Source organism: Sphingomonas sp. KRR8 (assembly GCF_023559245.1).
Taxonomy (GTDB): Bacteria; Pseudomonadota; Alphaproteobacteria; order Sphingomonadales; family Sphingomonadaceae; genus Sphingomicrobium.
The window spans coordinates 1,814,003-1,837,891 of record NZ_CP097462.1; the positions used below are offsets into that span (position 1 = coordinate 1,814,003).

Sequence of the window (23,889 nt, forward strand, 5' to 3'; positions counted from 1 at the left end):
ATGCGCTTCTTCTCCGATAACGCCGCCGCCGCGCACCCGGCGGTGCTCGCCTCACTGGCCGAGGCCGACCGGCTCGATACCGCTTACGACGGCGATGGCTGGTCGCAGCGACTGGACGCGGCCTTTTCCGACCTGTTCGAGACGCCGGTCACCGCACTGTGGGTCACCACCGGAACCGCCGCCAACTGCCTCGCCCTGGCATCGATGGTGCCGCCTTATGGTGGCGTCCTGTGCCACCGCGAAGCGCACATCAACGTGGACGAGGCCGGCGCGCCCGAGTTTTTCACCGGGGGAGCCAAGCTGCTGCTGGTCGACGGTCCGGGCGCCAAGCTGACCGTGGATGCGGTGGAGGATGCGCGCAGCCGCATCCGCCGCGACGTCCACCAGGTTCAGCCGGGCGCCCTGTCGATCACTAATGCCAGCGAATATGGGCTGACCTATTCGCCCGAGGAGACCGCGGCGCTTGGCGCATGGGCGAAGACGCACGGGCTCCGCTTCCACTTGGACGGTGCTCGCTTCGCCAATGCGGTGGTCTCGACGGGGGCGTCGCCGGCCGACCTCACCTGGCGGGCGGGGGTGGAGGCGCTGAGCTTCGGTTGCGTCAAGAATGGCGGACTGTCGGCCGAAGCGCTGATCCTGTTCGATTCGGCGCTGGCTGATCCGACCCGTCGCCTGCGCAAGCGGTCGGGCCACCTACTTAGCAAGGGCCGCTATCTCGCGGCGCAGCTGCTGGCGATGATCGAGGACGATCGCTGGCTCGCCAACGCCCGCAATGCCAATGAAGCGGCGCAGCGGCTCGCCCGGGCAGCCGGCGCTGAGCGACTGGTTCATCCGGTCCAGGCCAACGAGGTGTTCCTGCGCTTGAACGCCCACGAGGCCGCCCGCCTCCGCTCGGCCGGGTTCGACTTTTATGACTGGGGCGTCGGCGAAGCACGGATGGTGACCAGCTGGGACCAGGACCTCGCTGCGGTTGACCGCCTCGCGGACGCGATCCGGGCCCTGTGAAGGACGTCGAAGGACGTCCAGTTCACGGGGTCGTCCTCCCCTTCATCATCTTCACGCTGATCTGGGGTTCGACCTGGATCGTCATTCGCGACCAGCTGGGCGCGGTTCCGCCGCAATGGTCGGTCGCCTACCGGTTCGCGATCGCCGCCGGAGCCATGTTCGCCATTGCGCTCGTCAAGCGCAGCCCGCTCCGCGTCGAGCGGCGCGACTGGTGGCTGCCCGCGCTGGTCGGGCTGTTCCAATTCTGCGTCAACTTCAACTCGGTCTATGTGGCCGAGCATTTCATCACCTCGGGGCTGGTCGCGACGGTCTTTGCGCTGCTGCTGGTCCCCAACAGCCTGTTTGCCTGGCTGCTTCTCGGCCAGCGTCCGGGCGGCCGATTTCTTGCCTGTTCGGGGATCGCCATTGCCGGCATCAGCCTGCTCTTCTGGCAGGAACTGGAGCGTGATCAGGCGAACAGCTGGCACGTCCTGCTTGGCATTGGCTGGACGCTGTGCGGTGTGCTCGGCGCGTCGATCAGCAACGTCGTGCAGGCGACCGAACGGGCGCGACACATTCCCATTCTGACCCTGCTCGCATGGTCGATGCTGGCCGGCGCCATCGCGGACGCGACCGTTGCAGTGATCGTCGCGGGACCGCCGGTGCTCGATCTGCGTCCCGCTTACTGGGGCGGGCTCGTCTATCTGGCGCTGCTCGCCTCGGCGGTCTGCTTCACCCTGTACTTCCCGGTGGTGCGCAAGATCGGACCGGGCAAGGCGGCCTACAGCAGCGCGCTGGTGCCGATCGTCGCCATGGCGCTGTCGACCGCCTTCGAAGGCTACCGGTGGACAGCGCTATCCGCGGGCGGCGCGATCCTTGCGATTGGCGGAATGCTGCTGGCGCTGATGAGCCGGCGCCCGGCGACGCCGGCTCCTCCGTCCGACTAGAACTTGGCCGGCAGCGGCGCTGGACGCATGATCCCGCGCTGCTCGGGCGGCAGTTCATTCAAATGCTGCGCCTTCCACTCCATCGACCTGCGTACCCGGTTGTAGCCCGAGGGATGGTCGAAGAAGATGATTTCTTCGAGCCGGCCGGGCTGCAGCTTGCGATATTCGCCCAGCATCATCGACACACCCGCGAAGCCGTCCGGCTCCCTTGCCGCGTCGAGCCCGAAGGCGTCCGCCTCGATCTCGTGCACCCGAGTGATGCTGTTCGTGACTGGGGTCAGCAGCAGCATGATTGCGCTGCCGAGCGCCACGTAGAGCGGAAGCGCGGCGGGATCAGCGGGATCGCTGACCTTCCAGCGGCCGGCATGCCGCTTGAGCAGGCGGGGCGAGAGCCACCACAAGAGGAAGAAGACCAGCAGCCACACCAGCGCGAACTCACCAATCAGGGAGACCACGTGATTGAGCATATAATGCCCCATCTCGTGACCCATCACCGCCTTCACTCCGGGCGGTGAGACGCGCTTGAGAAGATTGTCGTTCAGCGTGATCCGCACCGTCGGCCCAAGACCGGAGACATTGGCCGAAATTCGGTCGCTCTGCCTGGAAGCGTCGGACACGTAGATGTTGTCGGCCGGAATGTGCTGGGCATGCGCCATGGCCAGGATCTGGTCACGCAAAGGCCCCGGCTGCATCGGCGTATATTGGTTGAACAGGGGCGCGATGAGCACGGGGAACACCAGCGCACCAAGCGCGGTGAAGCTGGTCATCACCAGCGCGCCCCACACCCACCAGCTGCGTGGCGCGCGGCGGATCACGGCGAAGATGCCCGCAATGATCAGCGGTCCGACCACCAGGTTGACGAGCAGGTCCTTGCCTTCTTCGCCGAACCAGCCCGCCATCGACAGGTTGGACAAACCGTACTGATGCTCGCGGAAATAACCGGTGTAGAGGCTCCACGGCAGCAGGATGAGGGTCGTCACCAATAGATAAGGGATGACGTACAGCATCACTCGCCGCGTCGGCCCCTTGCCGACCCGCCTGGCCCAAGCACTCCAGCGCGCCGACCAGCCGAAGTGAAGCAACGCCCAGTTTATCAGTACGCTCAGCAAGGCATTCCACAGCAGCAGCCAGTAGCCGCCTTCAAAATAGGCGTCGGACCGCGCTCGCGCGGCGCCCTGAACCATCGCCATATAGGCCTGCGTCGCTTGGTCGACGTCGAACCCGCCGGCTGCCGGCGCACTGCCGGCGGCCATCATCAGCAGCTGCATGATCGTTCCTCCCCCGTGACGGTCGTAGCCGATGGGATTCGCTAGGGCTAGCGCCTGCCCCACGGCGACCCTAAGTCCGCTCTATGCTTGATGTCCGTACCGCGCCCGCTGCCCCTTCCGCCATTCACCGTGCCGACTACCGACCGCCGGACTGGCTGGTGCCGGCGATCGCGCTGGACTTCACGCTCGACCCCGAGCGCACGATTGTCCGCTCCCGGCTGGAGGTCAGCCGGAACGGCGAGCACGACCTTCCGCTGCGTCTTGCGGGCGAGGAGCTCGATCTGCTTTCCCTTCGCGTCGACGGGGAACCGCGCGAACTGCTGATCGAGGACGATCAGCTGGTCATCGACCTGACCGGCGCCACCGCCGTGGTGGAAACCGAAGTCGCCATCCGCCCGGCCACCAATACCAAGCTGATGGGGCTCTATTCCTCCGGCGGCCTGCTCTGCACCCAGTGCGAAAGCCAGGGCTTCCGCCGCATCACCTATTTCCCCGACCGGCCCGACGTGCTCAGCAAGTATCGGGTCCGGATGAGCGCGGACCGGACGGCTTTCCCCGTCCTGCTTTCTAACGGCAATCCACTTGCCACCGGTGAGGGTGAGAACGGCACTCATTGGGCCGAGTGGGAAGACCCTTTCCCCAAGCCCTGCTACCTTTTCGCGCTGGTCGCCGGCGACCTCGCCGTGAACCGCGACAGCTTCACAACCATGACCGGCCGCGAGGTCGAGCTTGGCATTTGGGTGCGTGAGGCCGACCTGCCCAAGACCGGGCACGCCATGTGGGCGCTGAAGCAGGCGATGGCGTGGGACGAGCAGGCCTATGGCCGGGAATATGACCTCGACCGGTTCAACATCGTCGCCGTCAGCGATTTCAACTTCGGCGCGATGGAGAACAAGGGTCTCAACATCTTCAACACGCGCTACGTGCTGGCCGACCGGGAGACCGCCAGCGACGGCGACTTCGACGCCATCGCCGCCGTGGTCGCGCACGAATATTTCCACAACTGGTCGGGCGACCGGGTCACCTGCCGCGATTGGTTCCAGCTGTCGCTGAAGGAAGGCCTGACCGTCTTCCGCGACCAGAGCTTCAGCGAGGCGATGGGCAGCCCGGCGGTCGAGCGGATCGACCAGGTCCGCACCCTGCGCGCCGCGCAATTCCCCGAGGACGCCGGACCGCTAGCTCACCCCATCCGGCCCGACAGCTATATCGAGATCACCAACTTCTACACCGCCACCGTCTACAACAAGGGCGCGGAGGTGATCCGCATGCTCCGGACAATCCTTGGGGCGGAGGATTACCGCAAAGGCACCGACCTCTATTTCGAGCGGCACGACGGACAGGCGGTTACCTGCGAGGATTTCGTCAAGGCGCTGGAAGACGCCAGCGGCCGCGACCTCACCCAGTTTCGCCGCTGGTATGCCCAGGCGGGGACGCCCAAGGTCAGTGCCCGGCTCGAGCAGGATGATGACGGCGCCACGCTGCACCTCAGCCAGCAAACGCCGCCGACGCCCGGCCAAGCCGACAAGCATCCGGTCGTGCTCCCGCTCAAGACGGCGCTGATCGGCCGGGACAGCGGCCGCGAGCTGGTGCCTGAGCAGGTGATCCTGCTGACCGAGGGCGAACAGAGCATCCGCTTCGACGGGCTGACCGAGCCGGCCCTGCTGTCCATCAACCGCAATTTCTCCGCGCCCGTGATCATGGACGTCGCCCGCCAGCCGGGTGAGCTGGAGGCGCTGGCCGTGTCGGACACCGACAGCTTCGCGCGCTACGAGGCCTTGCAGGAGCTGATGCTGCGCGAGCTGCTATCCGGCATCAACGAGGGCCCGTTGAATGCGGAGCCGGTAATCGCCGCGGCGCGCGCCACGCTGACCAGCAATGCGCTTGATCCCGCCCTCAAGGCCGACGCACTGCTGCTGCCAAGCGAAACCATGCTAGCCGAACGGCGCGAGACCAGCGATCCGGCGGTCATCCACCGTGTTCGCGACACGTTGCGGGCGGCGATCGGGACCGCGCTGAAGACCGAGCTGCGCGACCATTATGACGCGGCCTCCAGAGCCAATCCGGAGAGCCTTTCCGGCGAGGACAAGGGCCTGCGCCGGTTGCGCGCGACCACCCTCGGCTACCTCGCCGCGGCGGACCCGGACCTCGCCCGGGAGCTTGCGCGGGAGCAGTATGAGTCGGCTCGCACCATGACCGAGCGGCAGTCGGCGCTCGGCGTCCTCGCCATGCTTGGCGGGCCGCAGGCGGATGCGGCGCTGGCCGACTTCTTCAATCGCTTCAAGGCGGATGCCCTGGTCATCGACAAATGGTTCGGCATCCAGGCGTCGGTGCCCTCGGATGCGACGCTCGACCGGGTCGTGCAGCTGGCCGCTCATCCTGACTTCACGATGGCGAACCCCAACCGCCTGCGCGCGCTGGCCGGCAGCTTCGCGGCGACGCCGTTCGCCTTCCACCGCGCCGATGGGCGGGGCTACGAATGGCTGGCCGACGTCATTCTCAAGACGGACGCCATCAACCCGCAAACAGCCGCGCGCTTCGTCCCGGCGCTCGGTCGCTGGCGCAAGCTGGAGCCGGGCCGGGCCGCGCTGATGCGCAAGGCGCTTGATCGCATCTTTGCCCAGCCGAACCTCAGCAAGGATGTGTTCGAACAGGTCAGCAAGAGCCTGGGCTAAGCGCCTTTCCGGGCGAGCCCCGCCGGGTCACGGAGTTTCCCTGGTGAGGGCGTAACCAGTGCGCGTATCGGCCGCAAACTCTGGCCGATTTTGGCGCTGGACCAGGTCACCAATCCGACCAGCGAAGTTTCCCTGCTGTGACCTTCGGCAGGGCAGAGGTTCCCTCGCTGGAGGGCGTCTCGGGGCGCGTGCGATTGCCGAAGGCGCGGTCACCCGAGCGGGTAGCCAAGCAGCCGCAATCCTACTCTGCAAGCTGGAATGTCTGCTTTGGGTGGAAAGCAGACAACGAATTATCCGACTGCGGTCCAGATACTTTCGATAAGTCGCACAGAAAGCGACGTCACAATTGTGAGCAGCACGGCGAGAATTCGCGCCCAAGATGACCTGCGAACTTGAAGCCACAGCGTTATCGCGAACCAAAGAGCCAGCAGAGGCAGGAAGAGCGTGAGCTCTCTTGCCTTGGAGACATCGCAAGCGCGCATTGCTGGGCTGTCATCACGAGGGAGACACTCCCCCATCAGCAGCCCGTAAAGGTTAATCGCCACGCCAATGAAGCCCAGAAGGCAGGAGTGAGCAAAGCGAAACCAGCTTTCCCTGCTTGATGAGCTATTCACAAGCATCAGCTATTGTGAACACAGAACGTCCGCAATGGGTCGGAAGCGGACATCAGTCCGCGAGGTTCAACAATCCTTCCGCAGCCTCAGCCGCCGACCCAGCCAGCGACCTGAGTTGCCACCGCATTGGCCGCCTGGTTGAGCGCCGGGCCGACCGTCGCCGGGGTGCCGTCGGCGGGCGCCGTCGCTTCGAACCGGCGGGTTTCGACCTGAGCGCCGCCCTGGGTCGCCAGGGTCGCGTCATAGGTCACGATCACCTGGCGTGACGCCGCGTCGTAACCGAAGCGCTGAAGCGTTCCGCTGACGCGAAGGCCCGGGTCGAGCGCGGTCTGGCCCGGCTCCAGCACCACGCGGTTGGTAGTTCGCCGCACCGTTTCGCTGACCAGGGCCTGGAACAGCTGGTCGGGCGTCGCGGTATATTGCAGGCCCTTGATGTAGGTGATCTCGCCCGGCCGCTCGAGCACGGGGACGCGCACCTGGCGGATCTCGCGGGCGACCAGCGGCACGTCGATCGTCACCGCCTGCCCGGCGGCGGCGCTGCGCTGGATGGCGACGGGCGCGGCCGATGGCGTGAGGGTCAGCAGGGTAGGCGGCGGCTTTCCGCCGAAACAGGCGGTCAGAACCAGCGCCGCGGCGGCCGGCAGGAATGTCACGGCGCGCATCAGCGGCCCTTTCTCGCTTGGTGGTCGGGCAGCTTGGGGCTGCCAAGAATGCCGGTGACCCCGCCCTGGTCGAGCCGTTCGGTCACGCCCTGCATGCTGGTGGTCAGCTGGCGCAAGTCATGCACCAGCCGGTTGACCTCCGGCAGCGTGGACTTGCTGAGGTTCTGAACGCCGGGCCGGGCGTCGGCGACCAGCGCGTCGATGTTGGCGGTCGTCTGCTGGATGGAGGCGATCGACTTCCTGAGGTCCTGAGCCGCCGGGCGGCCCTCCTCGTCGACCAGGCGACTGGTGTTGTTGGCAAGCTTGGCAACCTGGTTGGCGGCCTCACCCGCATTGCGCGCGGCGATCTGTGCTTCCTTCAGCGTGTCGGCCATCTCCGGCGCCCGCTGCGCGAGCACGCGGCTGGTTTTGTCGACATTTTCGAGGATGTCGCTGATGGCGTTCTGGTTCTTGTCGCTGAGCAGCTCGGTCAGGCGTTCGGTCAGCCGCTGGATGCGGTCGAGCAGTTCCGGCGCGCTGTTGAGCAGCGCACCAAGGCCGCCGGCCGAGCTTGGCACCACCGGGCAGCCTTGCGGCCCCGCGATGTCGAGCGGCTTGGCGCCCTTGACCGCACCGTCGAGCTGGATCTCGCTCACGCCGGTGAAGCCGACACCCTTGATCTGGGCGGTGGTGCCCTGCAGCACCGGCGTCTTGTCCTCTACCTCGATGCGGACCCAGACGAATTCGGGCCGGTCGGGCAGCAGGCTGATCTTCGTGATCTGGCCCACCGGAACGCCCGAGAAGCTGACGTTGGAGCCTTTGTTGAGCCCGCCGACACCCTGGCTGAAGTAGATGTCGAAGCACTTGCGCTTCTCGGTGTTGACGCCGCTGATCCAGACGAAGAACAGCAATAGCCCGGCCAGGAGGCCGAGCACGACGCCACCCACCAGCACATGGTTGGATCGGGTTTCCATAAGGTCGCCGCTACTCCCGTCTCACGCTGCCGCCGCAGCGCGTCCGCGCGGCCCGTTGAAATATTCTTGAATCCACGGATGGTCGAGTTTCAATAACCGATCAATGGTGTCGACGGCGACGACCCTGCGGTCAGCCAGCACCGCGACCCGGTCGCAGATGGCGTACAGGCTGTCGAGGTCGTGGGTGATGAGGAAGACCGTGAGGTCCAGACGGGCGCGCAGGTCCAGGATCAGCTGGTCGAAGGCTTGCGCGCCGATCGGATCGAGACCGGCCGTCGGCTCATCGAGGAACAGCAATTCCGGATCGAGTGCCAGCGCCCGCGCCAGGCCGGCGCGCTTGCGCATGCCGCCCGACAGCTCCGCCGGATATTTGGCGCCAGTGTCCGGCGAGAGGCCGGACATGGCGATCTTGTAGCTGGCGATTTCATCGAGCAGCGGCGGCTTGATGAAGGGGAAATATTCCCGGATCGGCACCTCGACATTCTCGGCCACGGTCAGGGTCGAGAAGAGCGCGCCGTTCTGGAACAGGATGCCCCAGCGGCGGCGGATGTTCTTCGCCTCCGCCTCGTCGCGGCCGATCATGTTCTCGCCGAGCACGCTGATCTCGCCCGCGTCCGGCGTCTGCAGCCCGATGATCGAGCGCATCAGCACCGACTTGCCCGTACCCGAGCCGCCGACCACGCCGATGATCTCGCCCCGGCGGACCTCGAGGTCGAGGTCCTCGTGGATGACCTGTTCACCGAAGCTGTTGCGCAGGCCGTGCACGCTGATGATGGGCGGACCATCCGTGTCGATGCGCGGCCCGCCGGCGGCGACCGCCATCAGATCCACCCGAGTGAGCTGAAGAAGACCGCGAACACGGCGTCGAGCACGATCACCATGAAGATCGACTGGACCACGGCGGCGGTGGTCTTGAGCCCGACCTGCTCGCTGTCGTTCGCCACCAGCATGCCCTGGAAGCAGCCGGCCAAGGCGATGATGAAGCCGAACACCGGCGCCTTGATCAGGCCGACCCACAGGTCGGTCGTCGGCACCACTTCGGCGATGCGCTGGACGTAGGTGATCGGCGGAATGCCAAGCCCGACCCAGCAGAACAGCCCGCCGCCGATGATGCTGGTCAGCATGGCCCAGAAGGCGAGCAGCGGCATCATCGAGACCGCCGCCAGCAGGCGAGGGATCACCAGCGCCTCGATCGGGGAAACGCCGATGGTCCGCATGGCGTCCACCTCCTCGGTGATCTTCATGGTCCCGATCTGCGCCGCGAAGGCCGAGCCCGATCGCCCGGCGACCATGATGGCGGTCATCAGGGGGCCCAGCTCGCGGACGGTGATCCGGCCGATCAGGTTGATGGTATAGACCTCCGCGCCGAACTGCTGGAGCTGCACCGCGCCCTGCTGGCCGATGACGATGCCGATGAGGAAGCTCATCAGCCCGATGATGCCGAGCGCGCGGACCCCGACCACGTCGAAGCCCTGGACCACGGCGTTGACGCGGAACCGCCGCGGGCGCCGGATCAGGGTCGCGAAGCCGACCAGGGTCGCGCCGAAGAAACCGATCAGGCCCGTGAGCGTGCGGCCGCTCTCGATGGTCCAGGCGCCGATCTCGGCGACCACGCCGCCCTGTTTTTCGGGAATCACCGGGGCCGGGTGATCGGCCTCCGCCACCTGCTCCAGCAGGTCGCCATACTGCTTGCTGGCGCCGACCAGGTTGGCGCCGCGATCGCGGACCGCCCGATGAATAAGGTAAGCCCCGACCGTGTCCATCCGCTCGACCCCGGCGAGGTCGATCGTCACCGGGTCGGGCAAGGCGTCGAGCTCGCGGCTCATGGAGCCGACACGGGCGATGGTCATCGCACCATGGGGGGCGAAGACGTTGTCGGGTCGTTGCGCTGCCGTCGCCATTGCCCGACGAGATGCGCGAAAGAGCGCGGCAAGACAACCGCTGTCATCTTGTCATGCGTGCAGGATCGCGCTTGCTCCGCCGCCAGCGCCCGGCCAAGCAGGGACGGCGATGGACAGCGCAGCCCACGACCCGGCCGATTTCGGCAGCCGCTTCACGGCGGCGCGCGCGCATCTGGTCGACCCGCTGCCGCGCTGGGTTTGGCGTGCTCCGGCGCTGGTGCTGACCCGCGCGGCCGTAGGCGCGGGCCTTCATCCGATCGTGGTGACGCTGGCGGGCTTCGCCTTCTGCGTCGCGGCGGCTGTCCTGTTCTGGCGCGGGTATCTGTGGCTTGGGAGCCTGGCCGCACTGCTGACCCTGTTGCTGGACAGCGTGGATGGGACGCTGGCCCGGCTCACCGGGCAAGTCAGCCGGGCAGGCAATCTGCTGGATCGCGGAATCGACTTCATCGCCCCGCCCTTCTGGTGGTGGGCGTGGGTCCACGGGCTTGGCGCGGCGGGACACCAGCTCGAGGAAGTGTACAAGGGCTCACTGCTGCTGATCATGGTCGGCGGCCATGTCGTGGGACTGCTGATCGAGGGCTGGTTCCGCGTGCGCTTCGGAATTCAGCTGCACGACTGGCGGCCCGGTGACCGGCTGTTCCGGATGGTCACCGCGCGGCGCGACAGCCTGTTCGTGATCCTGCTCGCCAGCCTGGTCGTGGGAAGGCCGGACCTGGGGGTCGAGGTGGGCGCCTTCTGGTCACTGATCAGCACCATCGTGCTGGCGCTCCGGCTGGCCACCGCCGAGGCCCGCGCCGACCGTGGCGAGCCGATTCGTCCGTTCCACGAGAGCGTGGAGGGATGAGCGGCTGGACCGCCGTCCTGCTGGCGGGCTCACGCCCGGGCGGCGATCCGCTGAGCCGCTCGCTCGGGGTCGATTACAAGCCGCTGCTGCCGGTGGCGGGTGAGCCGATGGTGCTTCGTCCGCTGCGGTCGCTGCTCGCCGCGCCAGAGGTCAGCGACATTCTGGTGCTGACGCAGCAGCCGGAGCGGCTCGCGGGCGTCCTGCCGGCCGACCCGCGCATTCGCCTTGCTGCCTCGGGCGAGACGATCGCGAGCACGCTGACCGATCTGCTGGCGGACCCGGGCACCCGCTTCCCGCTGCTGGTGACCACCGCCGACCACGCGCTGCTGACCCCCGAGATGATCGGGCAGTTCACCGCGGCCGCGACCGGGTGTGACCTGGCGATCGGGGTCGTCGCGCGCACCGCCATGCTGCGCCGCTTTCCCGGCGCCCAGCGCACCTGGATCAGGGTCGGCGGCGAAGGCTATAGCGGCGCCAACCTGTTCGCCCTCAACAGCGCGAGGGCGGCGCTCGGGGTCGAGCGTTGGCGCGCGATCGAGCAGGATCGCAAGAAGGGCTGGCGCGTGCTTCTGCAGCTTGGGCTGCCGCTGTTCCTCGGCGCCGTGCTGCGCGTCCGCGACCTCGACCAGACCATGGCGGCGCTCGGCCGGCGGCTCGGCCTGGCGGCGCGAGCGGTGGTGATGAGCGATCCGCTGGCCGCGATCGACGTCGACAAGCCGGCCGACCACATCCTCGTCAGCGCCATCCTCGCCGGAGAGAAATGACCGACCTTGCCGTCTATGACATGGACCGGACCGTCACCGTCCGCGCCACTTATTCGAGCTTCCTGCTGCATTGCGCCCGGCGGCGGCAGCCGTGGCGGCTGGCGCTGACCCCGCTCGCGGTGGCCTCCATGCTGGGCTATGTCGCCAAGGCGATCAGCCGCGCGCGGCTGAAGGAGATCAACCACGCGCTGATGCTGGGCGGACACATCCACCCGCATGAGCTGAAGCCGCTGGTCGAGAGCTTCGCCGACCGCACGATAGCGAACAACATCTGCCCCGGCGCGCGGCAGCAGATTGCCAGGGACAAGGCCGAGGGCTTTCGCCTGGTTCTCGCCACCGCATCCTACCGCCTCTACGCCGAAGCCATCGCCGACCGCCTCGGCTTCGACGACGTGGTCGCCACCGGAACGGTGATCAGCGTGGGCGAGACCCTCGCCGCCAGAATCGATGGCGAGAACTGCTACGGTCCGGCGAAGAAGCGGATGCTCGACCTGTGGTTATCAGAAGAGGCGATCACGCCGGGCACCAAGCGCTTCTACTCGGACCACATCTCCGACCTGCCGGTGTTCGAATGGGCCGACGAGCCGGTCGCCGTGAACCCGCACCCGCCGCTGCGCCGACTGGCACAGCAGCGGGGATGGCCGGTGGAGAACTGGCGCTAACGCCTAGACCGCCCTCAACGCATTCTCGAAGTCAGCGATCAGGTCGTCGGCATTCTCGACGCCGATGCTGATCCGCACGAGATTGTCGGTGATACCCAGCGCCTGCTTGCGCTCGTCCGGCACGCTCAGGTGAGTCATCGCCGCCGGTGCGCTGGCGAGCGTCTCGGTCCCGCCGAGGCTGACCGCCAGGTGCGCGATCTGGAGGTTGTCGAGGAAGGCGAAGGCTTCGCGCTCGCCGCCCTTCAGGTAGAGCGAGAAGGTCGACCCCGCGCCGGTGCAATGGCGCTTGTAGATGTCGGCCTGGCGGCTGCCTTCCTCGAGGAAGCCGAGGTAGCCAACGCTTTCCACCTTGTCGTGGGTGCGCAGGAATTCGCAGACCTTGGCGGCATTCTCGCCCGCGCGGCTCATGCGCAGTTCCAGCGTTTCGAGGCTGCGCAGCAGCATCCACGCGGTGTTGGGGTCGAGGATGGTGCCGATGGTGTTGCGGATCATCCGCACCGGATCGAGCACCGCCTTGGACCCGACCAGGCCACCGGCGACGAGGTCGCTGTGTCCGCCGGCATATTTGGTCAAGGAGTAGACCGACACGTCGGCGCCCTGCGCCAGCGGCTTGGCCCACAGCGGCCCGAGGAAGGTATTGTCGATGGCGATGGGCGGACGCTCGTCGGCGCCGAACGCCGCATCGCGTGCGGCGCGGACGGCCTCGACGTCGACCAGCGCGTTGGTCGGGTTGGCGGGGCTCTCGAGGTAGATCATCGCCACTCGGCCCTTGGCCTTGGCGGCGGCGATCACCGCGTCGATCTCCTCACGGGTCGAGCCGGAGGGGAAGTCGAGCCAGCTGACCCCGAACTTGCCAAGGATCTTGGCGATCAGCGTTTCGGTGGCGGCGTAGAGCGGGCCGGAGTGGACCACCACGTCGCCCGGCTTGACGAAGGTCAGCAGCAAGGTGGCGATGGCGGACATGCCGCTGGAGAAAGCGAGCGCGCTTTCCGCATCTTCCCACAGCGCGAGGCGGTCTTCGAGGATCTCCTGGTTCGGGCCGTTGAAGCGCGAATAGATCAGGCCCTCGGCCCCGCCCGGACGCTTGCCGGTGACGCCTTCGAAGAAGCGCTTACCCGCCGCCGCATTCTCGAACACGAACGTCGAGGTGAGGAAGATCGGCGGCTTCAGCGATCCCTCGCTGAGGGTAGGATCGAACCCGTAGCCCATCATCAAGGTCGACGCGTCGAGCTTGTGGTTGCCGATATGGGTGGGCGAGGGCTTGGGCGCGCGCTTGGTAGGCACGCCGCTCATTTCTGCTTCGTCAGTCATGGCGCGCTCCCTAGCCCGTATGGTCCCGAGTTGATAGCGTGGCGGTCATGCGTACCCTGCCCCTCCTCCCGCTTCTCGCCCTGCTCGCCGCCTGCGGCTCCAGCGCGCCCCCGCCCGAGGCGCAGAATTCGGGCGCAATGGCGCATCCGATGGGCCCGATGAGCGGCGACCAGGACCGCGACTTCGCCACCATGATGATCACCCACCACCAGGGTGCGATCGACATGGCGCGGCAGGAGATCAGCCGCGGCCGCGATCCGCAAATGCGCGCGCTCGCCGCCAAGGTGATCGCCGACCAGCAACGCGAGATCGCGCAGATGCAGGGCTGGCTCGCGGCGCACGGCGGCGTGCCCAAGGCTCAGTAGGCCGGCCGGCGCCCTGACAGCCGGACGAAGGGCGCGAACTTCAGCTCGCGCTTTACGAACAGGCTTTCGTAACGGCGCACCGTGCTGTCCACCGCCAGCAGCCCTTCCGCCGTCGCGACGAAGTCGTCCATGTCCGCGCAGTCGAGTAGCAGCACCAGGTCGTGGCTGCCGGCGATTTCGTAGGCGAACTGCACCTCGGGCGCGCCGTCCAGCCGCCGCAGCAGCGCCGCTTTCCGCGCCTGGTCCGCATGTTCGGCAAGCTGCACCAGCACCAGCGCGCGCAGCCGCCGTTCGGTCAGGCGGGGCGAGAGCAATGCGACCGTACGACGGACCCATCCCTCACCGCGCAGCCGCCGCAGCCGGCGGGCGATCGCCGAAGGACTGAGCGCCACCCGCTCCGCCAATTGGTCGGCGGTGCGACCGTCGTCGTGCTGCACCTCTTCCAGCAGCGCCAGATCGAATTCGTCGAGCATCCGGCCGTTCGTGCCAAATTCTGGCGCGAAGCGCATCAGCAAAGCGCACAACTGTCTTGCCGGATGAACTATTCTGGGCGCCTCATGGGAGGTGAGCGATGAAGTTGGTCTGCGTGCTGCTGCTTGCGACACTGATGGGGCACCAACCCCAGTGTTCGCCGGCCGGCGCTCGCCGCGGTCTGCAGGGGCCGCCACCGGCCGCTGCCGAAGACGCGCGCTTCGTCCTGCTCGCTCCCCGTTCGCCGAACTTCTGATTCTTCCGCCTGAGGACCTATTCATGCGTTTTGCCGCGATCCTGTTGTTGTCCGCCGCCTTTGCCGCGCCGCTCTTCGCCCAAGCAGCGCCGGCACCGGCGCCCGCCCCGGCCCCCGCCAAGGTCGCCGATCCGGACGAGCAGTTACCGCTGGAGCCCGGTGAAGGCCGCGCCGTCGCCGCACGGCTGGCCGACGAGCTCGCCGCCAAGTTCGTCATCCCCGAACAGGGCCGCGCCTATGCCGCCATGCTGCGCCGTTATGCGCCGACCGGCCGTTACGACCAGGGCACCCGCAAGTCGCTGACCGAGCTGCTCACCGACGACCTGCAGGCGGTGCACAAGGACGGGCATTTGCACGTGATGCTGGCGCCCAAGGAGGACGCGCGCGGCGGTCAGGGCGGAATGCCGCGCAACTTCCCGCCGCTCATCCAGTCGGCCAAGTGGCTGGCGCCCGGCGTCGCCTACATCCGCTTCACGGCCTTCCTCTCGACCGACGAGGAAGTCGCCGCGGTCGCCAAGTTCATGGCCGAGCACAGCAGCGCCGCGACCATGATCTTCGACCTGCGCAATCACCACGGCGGTCGCCTGGGCGAGATGGACACGATCTTCCCTTACCTGTTCGCCACCAAGACCCCGCTGGTGCGGATGGAAACCGCGCGCTCGATCTTCGACCAGTTCGGTTCGCCATTCGGCGAGGCGCCCAGCCTCACCTTCACCAAGACGGCTGACCGGGTCACCGCCATTCACGCCGCAACGCCCGGAGCCGACACGCCGCTGCGCCGGGCCAAGGTCTATCTGCTCACCTCGAACGCGACCGCGTCGGCGGGCGAGCATTTCAGCCTGGCGATGAAGTCCACTGGCCGCGGGACGCTGATCGGCGAAGCGACGGCGGGCGCCAACCACTTCGGCGGTCCGGCTCCGATCAACGACCACTTCGCCGTGTGGATGCCGGTCGGCCGCACCAGCGACATCAAGACCGGCAAGGACTGGGAGGGCGACGGCGTGCAGCCCGACATCGCGGTCGATCCCAAGCTGGCGCTGGTCAAGGCGCTCGAGCTCGCCGGGCTCAGCCATGACGAGGCGGTGCGAATCGACGCCGGCGAGGTTCCGGCCGAGCCCGTCCACAAGGACAAGCTGCGCGCGCGCTAGGCGCTGGCCAGCGCCTCGGCGATCAGCTTGCGGGTGTTGTCGACGCCATACAGGGCAATGAAGCTGCCCATGCGCGGGCCTTGGCTCGAGCCGAGCAGCGTCTCGTACAGCGCCTGGAACCAGTGACGGAGGCTCTCGAACGGGTGGCGCTTGCCGATCTCGAACACCTCGTTCTGGATCGCATCGCCATCCGCGTCGGCCGGTAGCTGCGCCAGGTGCGCGTCGAGCTCGCGCAGCGCCTCGACCTCATGGCCTTGCGGCGGGCGGCGCTTTAGCCCGGGCACCACGAAGTCGCGGGCATAGTTCACCGCCAGCCCGATCAGCTCGTCGAGCTCCGGGTTGCTCTCCGGCGAGGTGTCGGGGGCATAGCGGCGAACGAACCGCCACGCCGTTTCCTTGTCCTGCACGCCAGGCAGGCTGGTGAGGTTGAGCAGCAGCCCGAAATTGAGCGGCAGGGTGGCCGGCTCCGGCACCGTGCCGTTGTGGATGTGATGCACCGGGTTGCCGAGCCGTTGCTCGACCGGCTGGCCCGGCCAGTTGCCGCGGAACTGCCAATATTCGTCGACCGCACGCGGGATCAGGCCGAGGTGCAGGCTCTTGGCCTTCTTGGGCTCGCGGAACAGGTAGAATTCCAGGGATCGCTCGCTGCCGTACTTGAGCCAGTCGTCCAGCCCCAGGCCGTTGCCCTTGGACTTGGAGATCTTCTCGCCCTTCTCGTCGAGGAACATCTCGTAGTTGAAGCCCTCGGGTGGACGGCCGCCGAGCACGCGGGCGATCTTGCCGGACTGGATGGTGCTGTCGATCAGGTCCTTGCCGGCCATTTCGTAGTCGACGCCCAGCGCGACCCAGCGCATCGCCCAGTCGACCTTCCACTGAAGCTTGGCCATGCCGCCCAGCGCCGATTGCGTGACCTCGCTTCCGTCCTCGTCGGTGAAGGCGATGGTGCCGGCCTCCGCATCCACCACCCGCACCGGCACCTGCAGCACGCGGCCGCTGCTCGGCGAGATCGGCAGCACCGGCGAATAGGTCTGCCGCCGCTCCTCGCGCAGGGTCGGAAGCATGATGCCGAGGATATCGTCGAAGCGGCGCAGCACCTCGCGTAGCGTGTCGTCGAACCGGCCAGAGCGATAGCAGTCGCTCGCGCTCAGGAACTCATATTCGAACCCGAACCGGTCGAGGAAGGAGCACAGCAGCGCATTATTGTGATGCGCGAAGCTCTCGTGACAACCGAAGGGGTCCGGCACGGCCGTCAGCGGCTGGCCGAGCGCCGCCTGCAGCAGCTCCGGCTGCGGAACGTTGTCCGGGACCTTGCGCAGCCCGTCCATGTCGTCGCTGAACGCGATCAACTTGGTCGGAACGGTCCCGCCGGTCAGCGTCTCATAGGCCCGCCGAACCCAGGTCGTCCGAAGCACTTCGGTGAAGGTGCCGATATGCGGCAGCCCCGACGGTCCGTAGCCGGTCTCGAACACGATCGGCGAACCGTCGGGCTTGCCCTCCGGCCAGCGCTTCAAGAGCTTGCGCGCCTCCTCGAACACCCACGTCTTGGAGGTGAGGGCGGCTTGGCGGAGGTCGGGAGCATTCATTGCGACGATCCCTTGGTCGCCCGCGACCATGTTGGTCAAGCGGGCTTGGACGCCTCAGATAAGGCGCCTCAACTTGTCGTTGGCCTCTTCGGAGGAACGCAGGGCCGCGACCAAGCCGTCGCGGGTAACTTGTCCGCCAGCCAGTGCCGCGAGCCAGCTCTGCAGGCCCGCGGGATCAACTGCGCGGCCCAGATGTTCGAAGAAGGCCCCGTGCAGGAACTCCTCGTCGGTGGCCTCCCGCACCTTGGAGAACTCCAGGTCATAGAGCCAGCCGTCACGCATGGCCGCCCTGGTGATCATCAGTCCGGCGTTCTTCGCCATCGCGATCAGGATGGGCGGCGTATATCCGGACAGGTGGAAGTCGCCGTTATACGCCTGCGTGCCGAACATCAGGTGCATGATGTGGTCGTGCGCCTCGGCCGTCCACGGGTGATCACGCATCAGACCGAACAGGCCGATGATGGACGGGATGCGAACTTTCATTACCCCGGTTGGCGAGAGAATGCGTGCCCACTCGCCGAACGCCTTCTTGGCATCGTCACGGGTCATGTGTTCCAGCACGTCCTGGGCGACGATCTCCTCATAATGGTGCGACGGAAACTCCGGCAGATCGGCGATGTTCGCGACCCAGTCAGGCGAATGGAAGTCGTTGAGATCGACGTTCAGATAACCTGGCCGCTTGTCGTATCCGCAGCCAAGATTGACCTTGCGCAACGACAGGTCCGGCCCGGTCTTGGTCATGCTGTCCATGAGATGATCTTTCCTTCGTAAGATTGCCGGTCGTCGCACGGCAGCCGCCTGGCGATCCGCCGCACATTCACCGACGCTTATATCGCTTTGTCGCGGAAGGGCGACCACCGCTGTCGCCAGTGGCCCTCCATCTGACGCGCGGTCAGTGCTTCAGGCCTCGCGATGGTTGCCCTTTCGTTCTCACATGGCCACATCAATAGCCGTGGCCTCCCCCATCACCATCCCCGCGCTTTACGCGACCCATGCGGGCATCTGGATCGCCGACGCTGACGGCGCGCGGGAGGCGAGCCGGGGCGAGGCGATCGCGCGGGCGGCGGAGACTCCGCACATTCTGCTGAACGCGCCGCTGGTGGGGCAGCGGCTGGGCTATGGCGAGGTCAGCGGGCTCGACCTGCTGGAGCTGTTCGCCTTGATCCACCCCGCCCGCTTCGCGGTCCCGACCGTCGCCGGCATGGCCCGGGCGGTGGGACTGGCCGCGCCCGCCGACGATGCCGCCGCGGCCGCGCTGCTGCCCGCCATCGCCGAGGAGCTGCTGGCGACGCTCACCGACCCGCAATGGGCCGAGCGGGAGGGCGCGTGGACGGTCAATGCGACGCTGCACCGGCTCGGCTGGCCGTGGGCGCCGCTGGTCGGCGAGCGGCTCCAGCGGCCCGAGCGCGGCGAGCGGATGCTCTTCTCGCGTCTGCCGCAATGGGACGAAAGCGCCGATCGCCCGCCCCCGCGTACCCTGCGTGTTCCCGCTGCCGCCGCCGAGGATCGTCTGGCGGAGATCACCGGCGCCGGTGCCGAGCGGCGCCACGGCCAGCGCGCCTTTGCCGCCGCCGCGACCCACGTCTTCAACCCTCGGGAACGGCCGGACAGCCCCAACCTCCTGCTGGCGGAGGCTGGCACCGGCATCGGAAAGACGCTCGGCTATCTCGCGCCCGCCTCGCTGTGGGCGCAGGAGGCGGGCGGCGCGGTGTGGGTGTCGACATTCACCAAGGCGCTTCAGCGGCAGCTGGATGCCGAAACCAAGCGCATCTTTCCCGACCCGTCGGAGCGACGGGCAAAGGTGGTCATCCGCAAGGGTCGGGAGAATTACCTGTGCCTGCTGAACCTTGAGGACGCGCTGCAGGGCGCCTTTTCCGGTCGCGCCGCCGTGCTGGCACAGCTGGTCGGGCGCTGGGCCGCCTACAGCCGCGACGGCGACATGGTCGGCGGCGACCTACCCGGCTGGCTACCCAGCCTGTTCCGCCGCGCGGGCGCCACCGCGCTAACCGACCGGCGCGGCGAATGCGTCTACGCCGGCTGCCCCCATTATCGCCGCTGCTTCATCGAACGGGCCGAGCGGGCCAGCCGCGACGCCGACCTGGTGATCGCCAACCATGCGCTGGTGATGGTCACCGCGGCGCGCGGCCGGCTCACCCGCCCGCCCGAGCGGATCCTGTTCGACGAGGGCCACCACCTGTTCGACGCCGCCGATTCGACCTTCGCGGTGGCGCTGACCGGCCAGGAAGCGATCGAGCTCCGCCGCTGGATCGTTGGACCGGAGAAAAGCTCGCGCGGGCGCCGCCGGGGCCTGGCGGCGCGGCTGATGGACGTCTGCTCCTATGACGAGCCGGGGGCCGAGGCGCTCGACGCGGCGGTCGAGGCGGCGCGGCTGCTGCCCAGCGACGGGTGGCTCGCGCGGATCGTGGAAGGCGCGCCGTTCGGCCCGATCGAGGGATTGCTCAGCCAGGTGCGCGGCACCGTGCTCGCCCGCGCCAGGGCGCAGGACGCGGGATATGGACTGGAGACCGAGCTGGCCGAGCCCGATGGCGACCTGGTCGAAGCCGCCGCCAAGGGGCTGGAGGCGCTGGAGGCGCTGGCCCGGCCACTGGCAGCGCTGGGCCGGCGGCTGGAGGCGGTGCTGGAGGATGCGCCCGACTGGCTCGATGCCGCGGCTCGCGCCCGGGTCGAGGGGGCGATCGCGGGCCTCAGCTGGCGCGGGCAGGCGCTGGCCGCCTGGACCCAGCTGCTCGCCCGCATCGGCGGACCGGCCGATCCCGACTTCGTCGACTGGCTCGCGCTCGATCGGGTGGAGGGGCGGGAATACGACATCGGCCTTCATCGGCGCTGGCTCGATCCCACGCGCCCGCTGGCGGGGGCGGTGCTGGCCAATGCACAGGGCGTGCTGGTCACCTCCGCCACCCTGCGCGGCGGCGGCGAGGACTGGGCCGCGGCCGAGGCACGGACCGGTGCCCTCCACCTCCCCGGCGCCGCCGAACGTTTCTCCGCGCCAAGCCCGTTCGACTATGCCGCGCAATCGGAAGTGATCGTCGTCACGGACGTCAAGCAAGGCGACCTGCCCGCTCTGGCCGGGGCCTACGCCCGGCTGATCGAGGCGAGTGACGGCGGAACGCTGGGGCTGTTCACCGCCATCCAGCGGCTGAAGGCCGTGCACGCCCGAATTGCCGACCGGCTGGCGCGTGAAGGGCTGCCCCTGCTTGCCCAGCATGTCGACCCCATCGACACCGGCACGCTGGTCGACATCTTCCGCGATGATCCGCGTGCAAGCCTGCTCGGCACCGATGCCTTGCGCGACGGCGTGGATGTTCCGGGCGAGTCGCTGCGGTTGGTGGTGATGGAACGCATTCCCTGGCCGCGCCCCACCGTCCTCCATGCCGCGCGCAAGCTGGCGGGCGGCGGCTCGGCTTATGACGACCGGGTGGTGAAGGCGCGGCTGGCGCAGGCGTTCGGACGGCTGATCCGGCGCGAAGGCGATCGGGGTACCTTCGTAATCCTCTCAGCGGCCTGTCCCTCGCGGTTGCTGACCGCCTTTCCGCCCGGTGTGACCGTCAGCCGGCTGCCGCTCGACCAAGCGGTGGCGCGGGTCGCGGCGCGCTCAGCGCTCGAGCGCGCGGACCAGCCGCTCGCGCAGGGCGCGCAGGTCGACGGCGCTGACGCCTGAAGCGCGGTCCTCGACAGGGTCGGCGGGCCTGGGTGTCTCGGCACCCTCCAGGCGCCCTTCGCGAAGCAGCTTCTGTACCCCGCGAACGGTGTAGCCTTCGCGGTTGAGCAGCTCGTTGATCCGCCGCGCCAAGGCGACGTCGGCCGGGCGATAGTAACGCCGGTTACCGGCGCGCTGGAGAGGTTTCAGCGGGAACTTGGTTTCCCAGTAGCGCAGGATGTGCTGGGCCACGCCCAGCTCGACCGCCAGCTCGCCGATCGTCCGAAAAGCACCGTCGGCCTTGGGTCCGGCCATTAAGCGGCTCAGCCGCGGCGCGCGACCCGGTCGCGCATCAGCTGGCTGGCGCGGAAGGTCATTACCCGACGCGGTGCAATCGGCACTTCGACCCCGGTCTTGGGATTGCGCCCAACCCGCTGGCCCTTGTCGCGCAGGATGAAGCTGCCGAAGCCGGAAATCTTGACGTTCTCGCCATCCGCCAGCGCGGCGCACATGTGGAACAGCAGGCGTTCGACCATGCTGGCCGATTCCGCGCGGCTAAGCCCCAGCTTGCGGTGGACGATGTCACTCAGGTCGGCCCGCGTCAGCGTTCCGCCATGCATCTCTTGCGCTGGCCTGCTCCTGGCCACTCCAGCGTCTGCCATCGCCTTGTCTCCGCCCCTTTTCGCGTGTCGACCGATCGTTACGCTAGCGCAAACGAGCCATGTCGGCAATTCGACCTAAGAGCATGTTTAACGAACAAAATCAAAAGCGAAGTGCGGCGGCGCCCCATGTAAAGCCACCGCCCATCGCTTCCAGGACGACAATATCGCCCGGTTTGATTCGCCCGTCCTGCACCGCGACCTCGAGTGCCAGCGGAACGGAGGCCGCCGACGTGTTGGCGTGACGGTCCACCGTCAGTACCACTCGGTCGGCGCTCAGCCCGAGCTTGCGCGCGGTCGCGTCGATGATCCGGGCGTTGGCCTGGTGGGGTACGACCCAATCGACGTCGGCGACGGAGAGATCGGCCGCCTCGAGCACTTCGCCGAGCACGTCGTGCAGGTTGACCACCGCGTGGCGGAACACCTCGCGGCCCTTCATACGGAGCTTGCCGACCGTGCCCGTGGTCGATGGACCGCCGTCGACGTAAAGCATTTCGTTGTGGCGGCCGTCGGCGTGGAGCCGGGTTGCGAGGATTCCCCGCTCGCCGCCGTCCTCGGCCTCCAGCACCACCGCGCCTGCGCCGTCACCGAACAGGACGCAGGTGGCGCGGTCTTCCCAGTCGAGGATCCGGCTGAAGGTCTCGGCGCCGATCACCAGCGCGCGCCGGGCATTGCCGCCGCGCAGCATCGAGTCCGCCACCGACAGGGCGTAAAGGAAGCCGCTGCAGACCGCCTGGACGTCGAAGGCGATGGCGTCAGGGATGCCGAGCATCGCCTGCACCTTGGTCGCGGTCGACGGGAAGGTCTGGTCGGGAGTGGCGGTTGCAAGAACGATGAGATCGATGTCGGCCGCGGCGATCCCCGCGCGCGCCAGCGCCTGGCGGCAGGCGTCGGCGGCCAGCGTGCCGGTCGTCTCGCCCTCACCGGCGATATAGCGCGAGCGGATGCCCGTGCGCTCGACGATCCACTCGTCGGACGTGTCGACCTGCGCAGCCAGTTCGGCATTGTCGACCCGCCGCTTCGGCAGCGCCGCTCCGACGCCGCGGATCACCGACTTCACGCTCACTTGGGCTCCGTCCCGGCCTGCTCGCCGCTGAAGGCATGGGCGCGGAACTTGTCGAGGTCCTCGCCGACCTGCCGGGTGATGTCGTTGCGGACCATCCGGGCGGCGACGCCGATGGCGTTGGCGACGCCCTTGGGGGTCGCGCTGCCGTGGCTCTTCACCACTAGGCCGTTCAGGCCAAGGAAGACCGCGCCATTGTGGTTGTTGGGGTCGAGGTGAACCTTGAGCATGTGCAGCGCCGGCTTGCTGAGCGCGAAGCCGGCCTTGGAGCGGAGCGAGGAGGTGAACGCCCGGCGCAGCAGGTCGGTGACGAAGCGCGCGGTGCCCTCGGCCGTCTTCAGGGCGATGTTGCCCGAGAAGCCGTCGGTCACGACCACGTCGACCTTGCCGCGGGACAATTGGTCGCCCTCGGTGAAGCCATCGAACTGCAGCGGAAGGTAGCTCGCCTCGCGCAGCATGGCCGCGGCTTCCTTGAGCTCGTCCGTGCCCTTCAATTCCTCTGTGCCGATGTTGAGCAGCTTCACCCGGGGCTTCGACAGCCCAAGCGCGGTGCGGGCGTAAGCGGCGCCCATGACCGCGAACTGCACGAGGTTCTGGGCATCGCACTCGGTATTGGCGCCGAGGTCGAGCATCACGCAGTCATGCTCACCCATGGTGGGGAGCAGTGCGGTCAGCGCCGGCCGGTCGATCCCCGGCATGGTCCGCAGCGCCAGCTTGGCGATGGCCATCAGCGCGCCGGTGTTGCCGGCCGACAGCGCGGCCTGCGCGCGGCCGTCCTTCACCGCCGCGATGGCGATGCCCATCGACGTGGTGCGGGCCCGGCGCAACGCCTGGCTGGGTTTTTCGGAACCGCCGATCGAATCGGGCGCGTGCAGCACCTCGACGGCACCGGCGGGGAAATTGTGCTTGGCGAGTTCGACCTGGATCAGCGACTCGTCACCGACCACGAGGAAACGCAGGGAAGGATCGCTCTTGAGTGCGCGCGCCACCCCGCCCAGCATCGCGGCCGGGCCGGAGTCGCCGCCCATGGCATCGATCGCGATCCGCGGCGAGGCGAATCCCTGCGGCTTGTCCGAAGCGCGGGCCATCCTTGACCCTCTCGCG

At 67.8% G+C, this 23,889-nt stretch carries 23 protein-coding genes; 10 read left to right on the top strand and 13 right to left on the bottom strand.

Going from position 1 to position 23,889, the window contains the following annotated elements:
- Complete coding sequence (locus M8312_RS09120) at positions 1-1,005, top strand: threonine aldolase family protein (RefSeq protein WP_250117394.1); 1,005 nt, start codon at positions 1-3, stop codon at positions 1,003-1,005.
- A complete protein-coding gene (locus tag M8312_RS09125) occupies positions 1,002-1,931 on the top strand; it encodes a DMT family transporter (protein ID WP_250117395.1) in 930 nt (309 codons plus the stop codon). The genes M8312_RS09120 and M8312_RS09125 overlap by 4 nt, the downstream gene beginning before the upstream one ends.
- Here M8312_RS09125 and M8312_RS09130 read toward each other — a convergent pair.
- On the bottom strand, positions 1,928-3,199 hold the full coding sequence (locus tag M8312_RS09130) for a M48 family metallopeptidase (RefSeq protein ID WP_250117396.1): 1,272 nt from the start codon (positions 3,197-3,199) through the stop codon (positions 1,928-1,930). The genes M8312_RS09125 and M8312_RS09130 overlap by 4 nt on opposite strands.
- A gap of 83 nt (positions 3,200-3,282) precedes the next feature.
- On the opposite strand from M8312_RS09130, the gene pepN reads away from it, so the two are divergent.
- Entirely contained in the window at positions 3,283-5,871 is a 2,589-nt protein-coding gene (gene pepN / locus M8312_RS09135; protein WP_250117397.1) for an aminopeptidase N, read from the top strand.
- Positions 5,872-6,571: 700 nt separating this feature from the next.
- On the opposite strand, the gene M8312_RS09140 is transcribed toward pepN, so the two are convergent.
- Genes M8312_RS09140 through M8312_RS09155 form a run of 4 tightly spaced genes read right to left on the bottom strand, consistent with a single transcriptional unit; the run spans position 6,572 to position 10,001 of the window.
- Positions 6,572-7,147 (bottom strand): ABC-type transport auxiliary lipoprotein family protein, encoded by a 576-nt coding sequence (locus M8312_RS09140; protein ID WP_250117398.1) that lies wholly within the window; start codon positions 7,145-7,147, stop codon positions 6,572-6,574.
- Positions 7,147-8,100 carry an MlaD family protein gene (locus tag M8312_RS09145; RefSeq protein WP_250117399.1) on the bottom strand — a complete coding sequence of 318 codons (954 nt, stop codon included), beginning with the start codon at positions 8,098-8,100 and terminating at the stop codon, positions 7,147-7,149. Before M8312_RS09145 ends, M8312_RS09140 begins: the two co-directional genes overlap by 1 nt.
- Before the next feature lie 21 nt (positions 8,101-8,121).
- Positions 8,122-8,922, bottom strand: a complete 801-nt coding sequence (locus M8312_RS09150) for an ABC transporter ATP-binding protein (RefSeq protein WP_250117400.1) — start codon at positions 8,920-8,922, stop codon at positions 8,122-8,124.
- Positions 8,922-10,001: an ABC transporter permease gene (locus tag M8312_RS09155; RefSeq protein WP_250117401.1), complete on the bottom strand. Its 1,080-nt coding sequence runs from the start codon at positions 9,999-10,001 to the stop codon at positions 8,922-8,924. Before M8312_RS09155 ends, M8312_RS09150 begins: the two co-directional genes overlap by 1 nt.
- Before the next feature lie 109 nt (positions 10,002-10,110).
- Here M8312_RS09155 and M8312_RS09160 point away from each other — a divergent pair, with 109 nt between their 5' ends.
- From M8312_RS09160 to M8312_RS09170, 3 genes are read left to right on the top strand one after another with little or no spacing between them, the layout of a single operon-like run.
- The gene (locus M8312_RS09160; protein WP_250117402.1) at positions 10,111-10,845 is read left to right on the top strand and encodes a CDP-alcohol phosphatidyltransferase family protein; all 735 of its coding nucleotides are present in this window, start codon (positions 10,111-10,113) and stop codon (positions 10,843-10,845) included.
- On the top strand, positions 10,842-11,609 hold the full coding sequence (locus M8312_RS09165) for an NTP transferase domain-containing protein (protein ID WP_250117403.1): 768 nt from the start codon (positions 10,842-10,844) through the stop codon (positions 11,607-11,609). Before M8312_RS09160 ends, M8312_RS09165 begins: the two co-directional genes overlap by 4 nt.
- Positions 11,606-12,271: an HAD family hydrolase gene (locus M8312_RS09170; protein ID WP_250117404.1), complete on the top strand. Its 666-nt coding sequence runs from the start codon at positions 11,606-11,608 to the stop codon at positions 12,269-12,271. Before M8312_RS09165 ends, M8312_RS09170 begins: the two co-directional genes overlap by 4 nt.
- 3 nt (positions 12,272-12,274) lie before the next feature.
- On the opposite strand, the gene M8312_RS09175 is transcribed toward M8312_RS09170, so the two are convergent.
- Positions 12,275-13,582 (bottom strand): cystathionine gamma-synthase family protein, encoded by a 1,308-nt coding sequence (locus tag M8312_RS09175; protein ID WP_250117405.1) that lies wholly within the window; start codon positions 13,580-13,582, stop codon positions 12,275-12,277.
- A 47-nt stretch (positions 13,583-13,629) separates the two neighbouring features.
- Between M8312_RS09175 and M8312_RS09180 the strand changes: the two genes are divergently transcribed.
- On the top strand, positions 13,630-13,947 hold the full coding sequence (locus tag M8312_RS09180; RefSeq protein ID WP_250117406.1) for a DUF305 domain-containing protein: 318 nt from the start codon (positions 13,630-13,632) through the stop codon (positions 13,945-13,947).
- Here the strand turns inward: M8312_RS09180 and M8312_RS09185 are convergent.
- Positions 13,941-14,456, bottom strand: coding sequence for an Lrp/AsnC family transcriptional regulator (locus tag M8312_RS09185; protein ID WP_250117407.1), 516 nt, complete (start codon positions 14,454-14,456; stop codon positions 13,941-13,943). The genes M8312_RS09180 and M8312_RS09185 overlap by 7 nt on opposite strands.
- A 62-nt stretch (positions 14,457-14,518) precedes the next feature.
- Here M8312_RS09185 and M8312_RS09190 point away from each other — a divergent pair, with 62 nt between their 5' ends.
- On the top strand, positions 14,519-14,674 hold the full coding sequence (locus M8312_RS09190; protein ID WP_250117408.1) for a hypothetical protein: 156 nt from the start codon (positions 14,519-14,521) through the stop codon (positions 14,672-14,674).
- A gap of 23 nt (positions 14,675-14,697) precedes the next feature.
- On the top strand, positions 14,698-15,822 hold the full coding sequence (locus M8312_RS09195) for a S41 family peptidase (protein ID WP_250117409.1): 1,125 nt from the start codon (positions 14,698-14,700) through the stop codon (positions 15,820-15,822).
- Here M8312_RS09195 and M8312_RS09200 read toward each other — a convergent pair.
- Together M8312_RS09200 and M8312_RS09205 are read right to left on the bottom strand one after the other, a co-directional pair.
- The gene (locus M8312_RS09200; RefSeq protein ID WP_502957456.1) at positions 15,819-17,435 is read right to left on the bottom strand and encodes a lysine--tRNA ligase; all 1,617 of its coding nucleotides are present in this window, start codon (positions 17,433-17,435) and stop codon (positions 15,819-15,821) included. The two genes, M8312_RS09195 and M8312_RS09200, sit on opposite strands and share 4 nt — an antisense overlap.
- 24 nt (positions 17,436-17,459) lie before the next feature.
- On the bottom strand, positions 17,460-18,155 hold the full coding sequence (locus M8312_RS09205; protein WP_250117410.1) for a DUF4214 domain-containing protein: 696 nt from the start codon (positions 18,153-18,155) through the stop codon (positions 17,460-17,462).
- Positions 18,156-18,357: 202 nt separating this feature from the next.
- Between M8312_RS09205 and M8312_RS09210 the strand changes: the two genes are divergently transcribed.
- Positions 18,358-21,084 carry an ATP-dependent DNA helicase gene (locus M8312_RS09210; protein ID WP_502957405.1) on the top strand — a complete coding sequence of 909 codons (2,727 nt, stop codon included), beginning with the start codon at positions 18,358-18,360 and terminating at the stop codon, positions 21,082-21,084.
- Here the strand turns inward: M8312_RS09210 and M8312_RS09215 are convergent.
- The 4 genes from M8312_RS09215 to plsX form a co-directional block, all read right to left on the bottom strand.
- Positions 21,019-21,378 carry a MerR family transcriptional regulator gene (locus M8312_RS09215; RefSeq protein ID WP_250117412.1) on the bottom strand — a complete coding sequence of 120 codons (360 nt, stop codon included), beginning with the start codon at positions 21,376-21,378 and terminating at the stop codon, positions 21,019-21,021. The genes M8312_RS09210 and M8312_RS09215 overlap by 66 nt on opposite strands.
- 8 nt (positions 21,379-21,386) lie before the next feature.
- A complete protein-coding gene (locus M8312_RS09220) occupies positions 21,387-21,725 on the bottom strand; it encodes an integration host factor subunit alpha (protein WP_250117413.1) in 339 nt (112 codons plus the stop codon).
- 100 nt (positions 21,726-21,825) lie between these two features.
- Positions 21,826-22,788 carry a beta-ketoacyl-ACP synthase III gene (locus tag M8312_RS09225; protein ID WP_284070172.1) on the bottom strand — a complete coding sequence of 321 codons (963 nt, stop codon included), beginning with the start codon at positions 22,786-22,788 and terminating at the stop codon, positions 21,826-21,828.
- Complete coding sequence (plsX, locus tag M8312_RS09230) at positions 22,785-23,873, bottom strand: phosphate acyltransferase PlsX (RefSeq protein WP_250117414.1); 1,089 nt, start codon at positions 23,871-23,873, stop codon at positions 22,785-22,787. Before plsX ends, M8312_RS09225 begins: the two co-directional genes overlap by 4 nt.
- Positions 23,874-23,889: the final 16 nt, after the last annotated feature.

Bases quoted from the DNA above. Each gene is read 5' to 3' on its own strand.
- M8312_RS09120 (WP_250117394.1), top strand. From the start codon at position 1: ATGCGCTTCTTCTCCGATAACGCCGCCGCCGCGCACCCGGCGGTGCTC.
- M8312_RS09130 (WP_250117396.1), bottom strand. From the start codon at position 3,199: ATGCAGCTGCTGATGATGGCCGCCGGCAGTGCGCCGGCAGCCGGCGGG.
- pepN (WP_250117397.1), top strand. From the start codon at position 3,283: ATGCTTGATGTCCGTACCGCGCCCGCTGCCCCTTCCGCCATTCACCGT.
- M8312_RS09140 (WP_250117398.1), bottom strand. From the start codon at position 7,147: ATGCGCGCCGTGACATTCCTGCCGGCCGCCGCGGCGCTGGTTCTGACC.
- M8312_RS09145 (WP_250117399.1), bottom strand. From the start codon at position 8,100: ATGGAAACCCGATCCAACCATGTGCTGGTGGGTGGCGTCGTGCTCGGC.
- M8312_RS09150 (WP_250117400.1), bottom strand. From the start codon at position 8,922: ATGGCGGTCGCCGCCGGCGGGCCGCGCATCGACACGGATGGTCCGCCC.
- M8312_RS09155 (WP_250117401.1), bottom strand. From the start codon at position 10,001: ATGGCGACGGCAGCGCAACGACCCGACAACGTCTTCGCCCCCCATGGT.
- M8312_RS09160 (WP_250117402.1), top strand. From the start codon at position 10,111: ATGGACAGCGCAGCCCACGACCCGGCCGATTTCGGCAGCCGCTTCACG.
- M8312_RS09165 (WP_250117403.1), top strand. From the start codon at position 10,842: ATGAGCGGCTGGACCGCCGTCCTGCTGGCGGGCTCACGCCCGGGCGGC.
- M8312_RS09170 (WP_250117404.1), top strand. From the start codon at position 11,606: ATGACCGACCTTGCCGTCTATGACATGGACCGGACCGTCACCGTCCGC.
- M8312_RS09175 (WP_250117405.1), bottom strand. From the start codon at position 13,582: ATGACTGACGAAGCAGAAATGAGCGGCGTGCCTACCAAGCGCGCGCCC.
- M8312_RS09180 (WP_250117406.1), top strand. From the start codon at position 13,630: ATGCGTACCCTGCCCCTCCTCCCGCTTCTCGCCCTGCTCGCCGCCTGC.
- M8312_RS09185 (WP_250117407.1), bottom strand. From the start codon at position 14,456: ATGCGCTTCGCGCCAGAATTTGGCACGAACGGCCGGATGCTCGACGAA.
- M8312_RS09190 (WP_250117408.1), top strand. From the start codon at position 14,519: ATGAAGTTGGTCTGCGTGCTGCTGCTTGCGACACTGATGGGGCACCAA.
- M8312_RS09195 (WP_250117409.1), top strand. From the start codon at position 14,698: ATGCGTTTTGCCGCGATCCTGTTGTTGTCCGCCGCCTTTGCCGCGCCG.
- M8312_RS09200 (WP_502957456.1), bottom strand. From the start codon at position 17,435: ATGGTCGCGGGCGACCAAGGGATCGTCGCAATGAATGCTCCCGACCTC.
- M8312_RS09205 (WP_250117410.1), bottom strand. From the start codon at position 18,155: ATGGACAGCATGACCAAGACCGGGCCGGACCTGTCGTTGCGCAAGGTC.
- M8312_RS09215 (WP_250117412.1), bottom strand. From the start codon at position 21,378: ATGGCCGGACCCAAGGCCGACGGTGCTTTTCGGACGATCGGCGAGCTG.
- M8312_RS09220 (WP_250117413.1), bottom strand. From the start codon at position 21,725: ATGGCAGACGCTGGAGTGGCCAGGAGCAGGCCAGCGCAAGAGATGCAT.
- plsX (WP_250117414.1), bottom strand. From the start codon at position 23,873: ATGGCCCGCGCTTCGGACAAGCCGCAGGGATTCGCCTCGCCGCGGATC.